The 12459-nt window shown below is 43.1% G+C and carries 22 protein-coding genes; all 22 read left to right on the top strand.

What is annotated here, in order from left to right:
- Nucleotides 1-173 precede the first annotated feature (173 nt).
- The 22 genes from ACAW68_07430 (at nt 174) to ACAW68_07325 (ending at nt 12425) form a co-directional block, all read left to right on the top strand.
- The gene (locus tag ACAW68_07430; protein XGA15308.1) at nt 174-677 is read left to right on the top strand and encodes a RusA family crossover junction endodeoxyribonuclease; all 504 of its coding nucleotides are present in this window, start codon (nt 174-176) and stop codon (nt 675-677) included.
- 49 nt (nt 678-726) lie between these two features.
- The gene (locus ACAW68_07425) at nt 727-894 is read left to right on the top strand and encodes a hypothetical protein (protein ID XGA15307.1); all 168 of its coding nucleotides are present in this window, start codon (nt 727-729) and stop codon (nt 892-894) included.
- On the top strand, nt 894-1028 hold the full coding sequence (locus ACAW68_07420) for a hypothetical protein (GenBank protein ID XGA15306.1): 135 nt from the start codon (nt 894-896) through the stop codon (nt 1026-1028). The genes ACAW68_07425 and ACAW68_07420 overlap by 1 nt, the downstream gene beginning before the upstream one ends.
- Nucleotides 1028-1606, top strand: coding sequence for a hypothetical protein (locus ACAW68_07415; protein XGA15305.1), 579 nt, complete (start codon nt 1028-1030; stop codon nt 1604-1606). The genes ACAW68_07420 and ACAW68_07415 overlap by 1 nt, the downstream gene beginning before the upstream one ends.
- Complete coding sequence (locus tag ACAW68_07410) at nt 1606-1800, top strand: hypothetical protein (GenBank protein XGA15304.1); 195 nt, start codon at nt 1606-1608, stop codon at nt 1798-1800. The genes ACAW68_07415 and ACAW68_07410 overlap by 1 nt, the downstream gene beginning before the upstream one ends.
- Nucleotides 1793-1981: a hypothetical protein gene (locus ACAW68_07405; protein ID XGA15303.1), complete on the top strand. Its 189-nt coding sequence runs from the start codon at nt 1793-1795 to the stop codon at nt 1979-1981. The genes ACAW68_07410 and ACAW68_07405 overlap by 8 nt, the downstream gene beginning before the upstream one ends.
- A 74-nt stretch (nt 1982-2055) precedes the next feature.
- Entirely contained in the window at nt 2056-2448 is a 393-nt protein-coding gene (locus ACAW68_07400; GenBank protein XGA15302.1) for a DUF722 domain-containing protein, read from the top strand.
- A 421-nt stretch (nt 2449-2869) separates the two neighbouring features.
- A complete protein-coding gene (locus ACAW68_07395; GenBank protein ID XGA15301.1) occupies nt 2870-3613 on the top strand; it encodes a hypothetical protein in 744 nt (247 codons plus the stop codon).
- Nucleotides 3614-3649: 36 nt separating this feature from the next.
- Complete coding sequence (locus ACAW68_07390; GenBank protein ID XGA15300.1) at nt 3650-3781, top strand: hypothetical protein; 132 nt, start codon at nt 3650-3652, stop codon at nt 3779-3781.
- 19 nt (nt 3782-3800) lie between these two features.
- Entirely contained in the window at nt 3801-4124 is a 324-nt protein-coding gene (locus ACAW68_07385) for a hypothetical protein (GenBank protein XGA15299.1), read from the top strand.
- 118 nt (nt 4125-4242) lie between these two features.
- Complete coding sequence (locus ACAW68_07380) at nt 4243-4797, top strand: HNH endonuclease (protein XGA15298.1); 555 nt, start codon at nt 4243-4245, stop codon at nt 4795-4797.
- Nucleotides 4798-4894: 97 nt separating this feature from the next.
- Nucleotides 4895-5266 carry a hypothetical protein gene (locus ACAW68_07375; GenBank protein XGA15297.1) on the top strand — a complete coding sequence of 124 codons (372 nt, stop codon included), beginning with the start codon at nt 4895-4897 and terminating at the stop codon, nt 5264-5266.
- The gene (locus ACAW68_07370; GenBank protein XGA15296.1) at nt 5266-7029 is read left to right on the top strand and encodes a terminase large subunit; all 1764 of its coding nucleotides are present in this window, start codon (nt 5266-5268) and stop codon (nt 7027-7029) included. The genes ACAW68_07375 and ACAW68_07370 overlap by 1 nt, the downstream gene beginning before the upstream one ends.
- 154 nt (nt 7030-7183) lie before the next feature.
- A complete protein-coding gene (locus tag ACAW68_07365; GenBank protein ID XGA15295.1) occupies nt 7184-8359 on the top strand; it encodes a phage portal protein in 1176 nt (391 codons plus the stop codon).
- Entirely contained in the window at nt 8331-8918 is a 588-nt protein-coding gene (locus ACAW68_07360) for an HK97 family phage prohead protease (GenBank protein ID XGA15294.1), read from the top strand. Before ACAW68_07365 ends, ACAW68_07360 begins: the two co-directional genes overlap by 29 nt.
- Nucleotides 8918-10201, top strand: a complete 1284-nt coding sequence (locus tag ACAW68_07355) for a phage major capsid protein (protein XGA15293.1) — start codon at nt 8918-8920, stop codon at nt 10199-10201. Before ACAW68_07360 ends, ACAW68_07355 begins: the two co-directional genes overlap by 1 nt.
- A 17-nt stretch (nt 10202-10218) precedes the next feature.
- Entirely contained in the window at nt 10219-10542 is a 324-nt protein-coding gene (locus ACAW68_07350) for a hypothetical protein (GenBank protein ID XGA15292.1), read from the top strand.
- 11 nt (nt 10543-10553) lie between these two features.
- Nucleotides 10554-10862, top strand: coding sequence for a hypothetical protein (locus ACAW68_07345; protein ID XGA15291.1), 309 nt, complete (start codon nt 10554-10556; stop codon nt 10860-10862).
- Complete coding sequence (locus ACAW68_07340; protein ID XGA15290.1) at nt 10852-11160, top strand: phage head closure protein; 309 nt, start codon at nt 10852-10854, stop codon at nt 11158-11160. Before ACAW68_07345 ends, ACAW68_07340 begins: the two co-directional genes overlap by 11 nt.
- A complete protein-coding gene (locus tag ACAW68_07335) occupies nt 11147-11509 on the top strand; it encodes an HK97 gp10 family phage protein (GenBank protein XGA15289.1) in 363 nt (120 codons plus the stop codon). The genes ACAW68_07340 and ACAW68_07335 overlap by 14 nt, the downstream gene beginning before the upstream one ends.
- On the top strand, nt 11510-11860 hold the full coding sequence (locus ACAW68_07330) for a hypothetical protein (protein ID XGA15288.1): 351 nt from the start codon (nt 11510-11512) through the stop codon (nt 11858-11860). It abuts the gene before it with no gap.
- Nucleotides 11844-12425, top strand: coding sequence for a major tail protein (locus ACAW68_07325; GenBank protein XGA15287.1), 582 nt, complete (start codon nt 11844-11846; stop codon nt 12423-12425). The genes ACAW68_07330 and ACAW68_07325 overlap by 17 nt, the downstream gene beginning before the upstream one ends.
- Nucleotides 12426-12459 lie beyond the last annotated feature (34 nt).

Raw genomic sequence — 12459 nt, 5'->3', positions numbered from 1 at the left:
TGTTACTGATTATTTTTACTTTTATCTTAAATGTTAAAAAAAAGAATATATATATAAATATATATAGGAAACCCCCTAAATCGGTAACACGGTAACAAAACCAGTTGTATCAAGTGATTGAGCAGACACAAAAACGGTCACAAATCAGTAACAGAATCGGTAACGAGGAATTTATGAGTTTATTAATGGATAGTTTGGCGAATGCAACACCAGTTTTGAAATTGCGAATCGAAACACCTGTTAAGTTCTCATCTGGGAATCAAATGGAGATGGGAAAAGGGCGGCTGTTTAGATCGCAGAGTTATCACGAATATCACAACTATTTGAAAGCGCAGTTAGATGACATTTACGATGACTTGGAGTTCAAGCCAAAGGACGGTTGCGCATACTTCTTACGGACGATGTTCACATATCCGATACCGAAGTCATACGTAACGAGCAAGAAGGCGAAGTTGGAGTTTGACTCAACAAAGATACTGCCAATTACACGTAGCACGATTGATTTAGATAATTCCGAAAAGGGAACTAACGATGTACTGCAAGAAGTGTTTGGGTTCGATGATAGTCAGATCGTCAGCAAAGAATCGCATAAACGGTACTGGCTGGGCGATACTTACGTACTAGGTATCGAACTATATGAAATGCCATCGGGCGTTGAGATTGAATTTTACGAATGATAAGCAGCCAAGGGTGAAAAGACTGTGAGCCCGTATGGAGGAAATGAACATGGGTAAGAAAATGCCAATGTATGTCGTGTTCAACATGAGCATGGGAAACAATCACCACACACCAGTTGCAACAGGTGATGATTTAGATGAGTTGCTGGTGCAATATCATGGCAAGGCGTATCAAGTCATGGCAGTTAAGCCAGTATTTGAACGGGAGGAATGGTAATGCGCATTACAGGCAAGAAGATGAACGAGTACGCACAGGGTCGCGGTTACACGAACTGGTACGAGTTCCGTGAAGATGTTGGCTATCAGGCAGCGCAAGAGGCGTTGGAACAGATTGAGTTGGAGGGGAAGTAATGACTAAGTATGTAATTGATTTACCTGCTGCAGCGACAGTTATTGTGGCTAAAAAGCAGTTTTTGCTAAATGAAACCGATGTAATGCGAGTTCCGGTTAGTCAACTTGAAATGTATGTTGAACCAACTGTTGCAGAAAACGCAACTATTGAAAAGCGTGTGATTGAGTTGCCGGCTGATTCAATTGCTTGGTTAGAGCGGATGAAATCAAATCTCGAAACGATTGATGTGTATGACTTACTTAATAACGTACTAGACGATAATTCTGGGAGTTACCACGCTTATCAATTTAATTTTAATAGCGAAACAGCGGCGTTAAACGCGGTTGCTGAATGGTTGTTGGGAAACGTTGAGTTTGTGCCAAAGAATGAATCGAAATTTCGTATCATGTTTGTTGATGTTTTTGACGCCGGCGGTAACGATCTTTACTTAGCTTCAATGGGTAATAACGAGTTCAGAATGACGATATACACTGACAGTGCGGGAATGTTTACGGAAGAGAAAGCAGACAAGATCATTGCTGATGTTTCGAATTTGGACGTATCTCTAACGGCACGAAAGGTGAAGGTGGAAGAATAATGGCATATTGGGTTGGTGTGGCATTGTTGTGGGTTGTGGCTGGTATCTATGGATATGAGTCATATAAAGCTGATAAAGCGCGTCGTGAATACGAACGTAAGGCACAACGTGCAGTAGAGGCAGTAGAAGGATGGCGTGATGCATTTCTGAAGGTATATCAAATGAACGACTCGAAAGAAGAGGATCATGCGTAAGTATTACTATTTCCGAGATAAGCAAGGCTACTTCAAACTCGCTTATACGCCAGAAGGCAAGCATGTGATTGCGCGGACGTGGAACAAGCGCCAGGCATATCGAACAAGTAGCAAGTGGCTCATCAAGCATATGGTCAGCAAGTGGTTAGTTGGCTATTACTATTGGGTAGAAGAAGGATAAACAAAAAGCGCCAGACCGAAGTCCAGCGCGTACTTGATATGTGGTATATCTAGTTTAGCACGGGGGACATCGGTTTGGCAGACAAGGTTGATAAGTTACTACGAAATTATTTTGATGGGACGTTGGACAAACAAATCAAGGCCCGTGAGATGTACTTGCAATTTCACACCGAGATTGACGAGAATGTCGGTGGTGGCCGTGCACAGTATAAATACAGTAATGCGGTTGAAAGTCAGATGATCACCTTGGAACGAGACTATGAGCTATCACAGCTTAATCACCAGAAAATGATTGTTGAATTCTGGCTTGTGGACATCGATGAGGACTTATTAGATATGCTGAAGTGTCATTACGGAGAGCGTATTCCTTGGTCAGCGATATCAATGAAGCTCCATTATAGCGAAACTACGCTGCACCTTTGGAAGAATGAGTTCAAGAGGTCAGTCGCACATTACGTTGATTTGTAATTTGATTTAGTTATGCTAAATTATTAATTTAGCAATGGCTTGTGTTTTACCTGAATTTTCATGTAAAAATGATAGAGTAGAAAAATTGAAATAAAGCATGTGTGGCGGAATAGGTAGACGCTTAGTTACGCTAGAGAGAAACAAGATAAGGCAACAATGGGACGTGGCCACATCTCAAGACGCCCGTTGCTAATCATGTCAGGTGCAAATCCTGACCACATGCATACATACACAACAAACTAATTAAAGGAAAACTTTATTAGTTATTACCGTGCCAGTGCCTTGTATGTGGCGAATGGTGTACATATCAAATTAAGCATAGGATATGCTTTCTCTAATCTAATAATCGTGCCGTGGTCTTCGATATGTGGGTGCACGGTTTTTATTTTTGGTGTAAGCTATCTTTTCGGAGGTAGGTTACATGAAAAATGAAAAAAAGAAGAATGGAGATGCTTCTTTCCTGACTAAAAATGCGTTTTTGTTAACGTTATTATTTCTGGGCATTCCGCTTTTTTTTCAATTGGGCTCGTTTGTTTTCAATGGATTACGGAATGGGGATTTTGTGGTTTCGGGAGATTGGCTGGGGTTTTGGGGCAGTTATCTGGGTGTGTTGCCATCCGGTGTCATTGCAGCAGCAGTGGCTGGATATCAGGTCAAAGAATCTAATAAGCAAAGCAATCAATCTAGGCAGCAAGAATTAAGCATGATGAGAAATTCAAAGTTGATTGACTACTGCTATGAAATGAAAGGTGATGTTTCTAAATCAATTGTAGTATTAGATAGTAAAATACGATTAGAAACTCTAATGAGTCTAGCAGAACAAGACCTTGCAAAATCTAGGTATGAATATTTTGTGTCTGAAAATACTGCTAACATTTTTGAGGGTACTAATTATAAATGCTTAAAAAAATCACATAATGACATGTACCTTATCACTAACATGCTAGATAATTTAATGAAAAAGGAATTGCTTGATAAACAGGATGAGTATACAAATAATTTGGTATTACTAGACCGTTTTTTAAATACGTACAAGCAATGTATTTCTGATAATTCGTTAAGGTATAACATAGTTGAAAAATGTCCGGATATCAAAACAATGAAGAAACAACTTGAAGATATATCTAAATGTATTGACCAAACTATTGAAGAATTGAGCGCCTAGGGCGCTTTTTATTTTGCACTGAGAAGGAGTGTCGACATGAAAGAATATAACTTGGAAAACGGAGCTAATGTTGAAGTGACCAGTCATCGACTACGGATTGAAGCGAATCAGATCATAGTCAATGGGGAAAATATTGCGTCGAGTGATTTAAAGCAAAAAGACAATTAGTAATTAGCGAGGTACCGACATGCACAAGAACTTAATGGGTAAGTTGATTAAGAGTAACAATATCAATCGTCGCAAGTACGCGCACGTTTACGGGGCTGATGAAGTGCGCACGACAGAGCAACCACATATACGTATTGAGTTTGATGACATTCGTGATGTACCAAAGGTGTGGGTAGATGGCGAGTTGATTGCTGGAGTTGATGACAAGCCATTGATTAGCCTTATGGTTGATTGGAATACTGATACAGAGACTCAAAATCCTAAGGAATTTGACATCAATTACTTTGATATGACTGACAAGCGTGGTCAATCTAAGGGATTGCGTCAGGCGACAGTGATATGAGAATGTATAGGTGTGCAGAGATTGGTTGCCGTGAGTTGATTGAAATAAGTATTGGTTGGGGATTGGCAATGACAACAGTCTTCCTCGGAATTATATTAGCTTTCGTGATATTTTATAAATGGATTTCAAAAAAGTAGTCAATCGGAAAAGGTTGGCTTTTTATTTTGCAGTTGAAAGGGTGAATGCTATGGGACAACGACTACATCGATGTGCTGAACCTGGTTGTCACGTTATGGTTCCGGTAGGTCAAAGATACTGTGGTGTTCACCAGAGAGACGTAACTCGTGATCATATGGCTGATAGGCAATATGACCGCAAGCGCAAGGCAGACACAGAACGTGCAGAACGTAATGCATTCTACCGTAAGCCAGCATGGAGACATACAAGACAAGCAGTAATTAAACGTGACAATGGTCTCTGCCAATACTGTGAAATAGTTGGTACTACATCGCCAGCCGACATGGTTGACCACATTGTACCCAGGGAGATTGCACCAGAGCTTAGTTTGGATATGAATAACCTAGTAGCTGCTTGCAACGTGCACCACAACATGAAGACTAAATGGGAACAATCTTATTACGGCACTGGACAACACAACAAAATCAACTCTGACGCCGTTCGAGTGAGAGATTACCATTTACTCGATTTTGTGTTTAAAACGGCTGAGAATTGAAATGTGGGCGTATGATAGGGGGCCTATGGTTAGGTCAAGGAGAACCGATGCAGTAGTCTCGTTTTCCATAGCGAGCTAATTTTTCATATGAGGGGGGGTGTCAGAAATTAGCCCGAAAGAATTCAAAGCGCATGTCGCTAAATCAAAAACATTTTTCAACAAGGCGTTTGCTGACGTTCCCGAAGAAAAAGAGGACGTTAAGAAAGCTATTGTTGACCAACTAGCATTCGCCACCGTTAATCTTCAAACTCTGCAAGAAGACATTATTGAGAATGGACCAATCGTTTTATTTGTTAACGGTAGTCAAGAAATGATGCGAGAAAACCCAGCGCAAAAATCTTATGTATCGGTTATCAATCGCTGGACTGCGCTGGTAAAAGAGTTGAATGGACTATTGCCAAAGGATGCTGCACCAGTTGAAATTGATGCCTCCGAAGACATTATCAAAATGTTTAAGGGGGAAAAGTAATGGACGCTGTGACGCAATATGCCAAAGATGTTGTAACAGGCAAGATTAAAGCCGGAAAGTTGCTTATTTTGGCAGCTAATCGGCATTTGCGAGACCTGAAACGACAAAATACAGACAATTTTCCTTATCACTTCGACGCAAATATTCTTGAAGGCTTTCTGATGTTCGCATCAAGAGTACCTGATCCAGATACTGGTGAGCCAATGCCGTTAATGCCTTGGCAAATATTTATCTTAGGGTCAGTTATCGCTTGGCGAAACAACAAAACAGGCGGTAAGCGGTTCAGACGTGCGATTGTTTCGATTGCGCGTGGTCAAGGTAAGACATATTTGGCGGCTATCTTGGCAGCTTATGACTTCTTTGTTCAATCAAGTGATAAGAACAATCAAGATATCATTGCTGCTGCTAATACATCCGACCAAACCAAGAAATTATTCAACTACATATCCGGTACGATTGAACGAATGCTTGCAACGATTTTCAAAGGCATGCAGGATGACGTTACGTTGCGCTTCATGGATATTTTCAACTTAAAACAACGCAATCAAATCGTTCGCATTTCGGCAGAAGGTGGAAAGTTTGATTCGTATCACGCGACTACTGCCATCTTTGACGAAGCTGGCGACCAAAGAGACCGTGATGCGTTTGGAAAGATTACATCCGGCCAAATTAAGCAAGAAGAAGCTTTGTTTTTCCAAATCTCAACTGCCTATCAAAACCCTAACGCACCATTGCGTGAGGATATTAAGACGGTTACAGAGGCAATTGAGAAGAACGAAGGTGAATTGGACGATTACTTCATGGCAGTGTTCTCACAAGACAGTCCAGATGAAGTATTCGAGCCTGACGAGTGGATTAAGTCAAACCCACTGCTGGGCCTTGCTGGACAGCATGACAAGTTGCTGAACGGATTGATTTCGGAACGCAACGCGAAGATGGCAGAAGGTAAGCTGAACGATTTCTTGGTTAAGAATATGAATGTGTGGTTGAACGCAGAGCAAAATGCAGCATTCAAATTGGATGAAGTTGAAAACGCGGTTATAGCTGGATTTGATATGAATTTTAGAGATGTGTATATCGGGTTCGACAATTCTATGACTTCCGATGATGCAGCTCTTGCGTTTGTGTTCCCGTATGAGATTGCCGGCAAAAAGAAATGGCATATTTACCAACACTCATTTATTCCGTGGCACAAGGCCGGGTCAATTGAGACTAAAGAGAAGCAAGACGGCATTAATTATCGTCAAATGGAAGAACTTGGTTTTGCTCACGTCACGCAACACGAAAAGGGCTTGATAGACAATGAGTTCATCTTCACTTGGTTAATGGATTTTGTTGATAAGTTCAACCTAAACGTACTAGAGTTCGCTTATGATGCGGCTCACACTTATGCGCTGATTAAAGCGATTGATGAAGCGACAACTTGGAACATGGTTGGTGTACGACAAGGAACAATTTCGTTGAATGAGCCGACAAAATGGCTTCAAGACAGCTTTGTTGAAGAACGTGTTACACGATTAGACGACCCAATGATGGAGAAGTCATTGATGAACGCGGTTGTTGTTTCGGATAACAACGGAATCAAGATTGATAAGAACAAGGCAACTTACAAAATTGACCTTGTCGACGCAATAGTTGACGCGCTGTACGACGCAATTTATCACTTCGAGTCATTCAGCACTAATGCTAGTGCGAGTGATTACTCACGAATGAATGATGAGCAAATTGCAGATTACATCAAGTCGGAAAGTTTTGGGTTCTAACATGCAAATTAGAGGTTTACTATCAGACGTTTTATCAGTTCTTGGCGCTTTGTCGATTTCGGCAGGCGCCTTTTTAATTGCCCCGTGGTTGGGCCTGATTGTCATTGGCCTAGCTTTGTTGGCAATCAGTTATTTCATGAGATAGGAGAAGCACATGTTTTTTGAGAAACGATCCGTACCCATTCGTGGTTCAGGTAATCCGCGCGCGTTATCAATCGTAAATGGTGGTCTGTTCTTCACAGATGGTTATTTATCAGCAGAACAAGCGATACGCAATAGTGACGTGTGGACGGCGGTGAACATCATTGCAACAGACATTGCGCGTGTGTATTTTCATGCGAAAGATGAACAAGTTGATTGGTTATTGACGCATCCGTCACGACTGACCAACCGCTTCAACTTCTTTCAAGCAATGGTCGTTCAAATGTTGTTGGACGGTAATGCATACGCACTGCGCCGGACAGACAAGAAGTATAACAATGGACGCGAGTATTTCGAATTCGTGCCACCGTCACACGTTACGCCTTGGTTGTCAGATGACGGTCAGACGATGACGTATGATCTACGCTTCGATAACCGAAATGAAGACGAGTTGAAAAACGTTGATTCTAACGACATTATTCATCTTCGTTGGCTATCAATGAACGGCGGGTTGATGGGGCAAAGTCCGCTATTGGCTTTGCGCAATGAGTTGGACTTGCAAGCAAACTCACGTCGCTTGAGTTTGGCTTCACTGAAACAGGCAGTTAACCCTTCTTCAATCTTGAAGGCTAAGGGTACCAAGTTAGGTGAAGAAGAACGAGCGGCAGTGCGAACAGCATTCGAAGATGCGCAGTCAGGTGACAATGCTGGGCGTTTGCTGGTACTGGACGATTTGTTCGACTACCAACAATTGGAGGTTAAAACAGACATTGCGAAGTTATTGGCTTCAACTGACTTTACCCGAACGCAAATTGCCAAGGCGTTCTTGTTGCCAGTCAATATGTTGGGCGGTGAGAGTGAACACTCAAATGCCGATCAGGTACGTGCTGACTACAACCAAACTTTCGCCCGATACCTAGCACCAGTTGTTGAAGAATTGGAGCAAAAGTTAGGTGTGAATGTTGTTCCAGACGTTCGCCGGGCGACTGACTTGGACGGTAGTCAGATTGAACAACGTGTTGGCTTCTTGGTAGATAAAGCCATTTTGTCGCCAGAGATGGCACAACAAGCTTTGTTGAAGAGTCAATCGGACTTAATCACGGATGACATTGTTGCTAAGTCTGAGCTTGAAAAGACGCTGAAGGAAGGGGAGACAACCGATGAACAATCAGGAAGTACGCAGCATTAGCGTTGAAGTACGAGCCGACGAGCAAGAAGGTAGTCGCAAGGTGTTTGGTTATCCAATCGTCTTTGGCAAACCGTCTAAAGACATTGGTTTTATCGAGTATATCGATAAAGGCGCGTTGAAAGACGTTGATTTGAGCGGTGTGTACCTAGTTTATGCGCACGACCCGAACCAACCGTTAGCACGCGTTGATTCTGGCACATTGAAGTTGAAAGTTGATGATACCGGGTTGTATTTCGAAGCAACTTTGCCAAATACAACGCTTGCGAACGACGTCTTGGAAAATATCAGAGTTGGCAATATCAAGGGCATGAGTTTCATGTTCACTGCTGCCGAAGATACGTGGGAGTTCAGTAATGACCCTGGTCAGCCTGATATCCGACACGTAACGAGGATTGACCAAGTTTTCGAAATTACAATCACACCCTTGCCGGCGTATGATGATACCTCAATCGCAATCGCCAGTCGTGATGCACAACGTGCTAAAGGATATTCACTTCGCCAACGCTTGCAGGACACTGTAACGCTGGCACAAATTCAGAAAAGGAACGGTAGATTCTAATGGCAACACTAGACGAGAGTGTTCAAGCAAAGAACACGGCGTTGCAAGATGCAATCGATGCAGCCCAAAAGCTAATCGACGACCCGAATGCAACGGCAGATGATGCGCAAGCTGCAATGGATGCAGTAAAGCAAATCGAAAATGATATTAAGGACTTGCAATCATTGCAAGATGCACAACCAGAAGAAGCTAAGGAACCCGCACCGGACGACAGCGCAAGCTCAACTCCTGATGCGGGTTCTTCTGTATCCGAGGACAACGCGGAAGATGATGCGCCGGCTGATGACAATTCAGAAAAAGACAACACAGATGAAAACGAAGCACCGGCCAACGGTGCCACTGATGATGAAAAGAAAGACGAGGAACGATCAATGCCAATTGAAGTAACTAAGACTTCACAAGACAAGCAAGCTGAGCAACGTTCAGCATTTAACGCATTCATGCGCTCAAAGGGTGAGAAGCGTGACGGTTTGACGTCAACTGACGCCGGTTCACTTATCCCAGAAGAAATCATTTACGACCCAACTTTGAAGTTGGAAACGGTTGTTGATTTGGCTTCTTTGGTTCAAAAGACAAAGGTTTCAACTGCGTCTGGTAAGTACCCAATCTTGAAGCGTGCTTCAACTACCATTCCATCAGTTGCCGAATTGGAAGCCAACCCTGATTTGGCTAAGCCACAATTCTTGCAAGTTGCATGGGAAATTGTTACCCACCGTGGTGCTTTGCCAATCTCACAAGAATCTTTGGACGATGCACAAGTTGATTTGGGTCAATTGGTCGCTGAACATATTCAAACTATCAAGACGAACACGACGAACGCTGCAATTGCTACGAAGTTGGCTTCATTTACAGCTAAGTCAGTTCCTGCTAAGGCCATTGTTGATGGGTTGAAGGATATCGTTAACGTTTCATTGGACCCCGCTTACAACAAGACGTTTGTTATGACGCAATCAATGTACAACGAGTTGGACAAGACGAAGGACAACGAAGGCCGTTACTTGTTGCAAGACCAAATTTCTTCACCAGCCGGTAAGTCATTGTTTGGGTTGCCAGTTAACGTGATTGCTGACAACCAATTCGTATCAACTGACACCGTTGGTACTAAGAAGCTATGGGTTGGTGATTTGCGCCGAGCAATTTTGTTTGCTGACCGTTTGGACGTCGCTATCGAATGGGTAGACAACGATGTATACGGACGCATTCCACGCGTTGTTATCCGATTTGACGTTGAAGCTGCCGATACCGACGCTGGTTACATGGTATCAATCGCTGCAGAAGCATAAGAAAGGACTGATGCAACATGGACAAGTTTATTGTAAAGTCTGATTTTATCGACAAGCAAACGAAGATTTCATATGTTGCTGGTGATGAATATCCAAAGTTTCCGACTGACGAGCGTGTCGCTGAGTTGAAATCTGGTGATTTCATCGGAGTAGTTGATGAAAATCCGGCCGGAGACGAATCAGTTGAAGAGGGTCAATCAGACGTTAACGAAACTGTGGGAGAAACCGTTGAAAAGCCAACTGAAAAGAATACGGTAGCGGAAATTAAGGCTCACTTGGACGAAAACAAGATTGAATATGCCGATGACGCTAAGAAGTCAGATTTGCTTGCATTGATTTAAAGGTGGCACTTATGGAACGAGATGAATTATTCGATACCATCATGGTTGCGTTGCGCTCAACCACAACTGACGAGGGTTTGCAAAACGAAGTGAACGATCTTATCTTAGCAGCGCGTGCCGACCTCAATATTGATGGTTTGGTGTCGGACGAGTTCGCTAGTTCTAAGGCGGTCATTATTCGGCAAGCTATCACGCTTTATGTTAAGGCGCATTGGGGCTATGACAATCCTGATTCAGAGAAGTTTCTAGACCGATACGAGAAGTTGAAAACTAGTTTGTCGTTTCATTCTCAATATGGGGGTGGAACTGATGAAGTATGACCAAGTTTTAACGCTGTTAAGCGCAGCGTATACGCAAGATGAGTTATTGCAACCAGTTGAAACTTTTACGGCGCGCAAGGTATATGCTAATGCCTTCACTGTTGGTCGTGATGAGTTTAGTTTGGCTGGGCAAGCTGGCCTGAGAGCCGACTTGGCATTTCAAATCAACTCAATTGACTATTCAGGAGAAGAATCGGTGGAGTTCAACGGACAACGGTATAAGGTTTACCGAACTGCCGTGTCTGGTGATCGCACTACTTTGTATTTGCAAAAGGATTTGACTGATGGCAAGCATTGATGACTTAGGCGCTGAAATCGCGCGTGCATTGGCACAATATACAGATGAAGTCGAGAACAAATTGGAAGACGCGCAAAAGGAAGTCGCTAAAGAAGCGGCGACCAAGATGCGGTCGGCTGGGGGGTTCAAAGACCAAACTGGAAAGTATCGTAAAGGCTGGAAATCGAAGAAGAACGGTAAGGGTTACGTTGTCTTCAACGCAACTGACGGTCAACTAACTCACTTGCTGGAGAAGGGTCACGCCAAGCGTAATGGTGGGCGTACAAAAGCGTTTCCACACATTGCTGACGTTGATGAGTGGGTAGCAAGCGAGTATGAAGACCGTGTTCGTTCTGCATTGGGGGATTAGATGCAATTCAATGAGTTTGGGGCAGCACTTAAAACTGCGCTAGGCATTCCGGTTGCCTATTATCAATTTCCGGAAGGTGACGCACCCGGTACACCGTTCGCTGTGTATTACGCAGAAGACAACGAGGATGCGTTTGCAGATGATGAAAACTATCAAGAAGTCATTAACGTGACTATTGAGCTATACACAGACAAAAAGGACTTACAACTTGAACGAGCTGTTAAGTCCTTTTTGCGTTCACAAGAAATCGTTTATGCAAAGTCTGACCAACCAATCGAGTCAGAAGACATGCACGAGACGATTTTCTTAATTCAATTGATTGGAGAAGATTTAGATGACAACATCGAATGATACCAACAAGGTGAAGTACGGTTTGCGCAATGTGCATTTGTTTGAAATTACAGACAGTGGCACTAAATTGACGTACGGAACACCTGTTCCTTGGCGTGGAGCAACTGAATTGACATTGGATCCAAACGGAGACGCTTTGGAAGTCCATGCTGACGATATTATTTACGACAAGGAAGAAAACAACCAAGGGTACACGGGAAAGCTAACGATGCTTTACTTGCAACCCGAAATTGAAGCGTTGCTGTTTGGTAACGTTGAGAACGCCGATGGTGTAGTGGTTGAAAATGCTGATAACCATGGTTCAAAGGTCGCAATGGCCTTTGAGTTTTCAGGAGATAAGAAGCACGTTCGACACGTCTTGTATAACGTGGCATTCTCACGCGCTGGTGATGGTTCAGCAACCAAGAGTGACAAGATTGACGCACAAACTGCTGAGTTCGAATTTTCAGCAATGGCAGACCCTTATGACTACAAGATTAAGGGTAAGGCTGCACAAGGCTCTGCTAAGTACGACGACTGGTTTACTGCTGTTTACGTACCTGGCGCAAGCGCACCAACGGTTTAATGACTGGCCGGGGAAACCCGGCATACATATCGAA

Origin of the sequence: Weissella confusa (genome assembly GCA_041871065.1) — a bacterium.
Lineage (GTDB): Bacteria > Bacillota > Bacilli > Lactobacillales > Lactobacillaceae > Weissella > Weissella confusa_A.
This window is presented reverse-complemented; position numbering and strand designations above follow the sequence as displayed.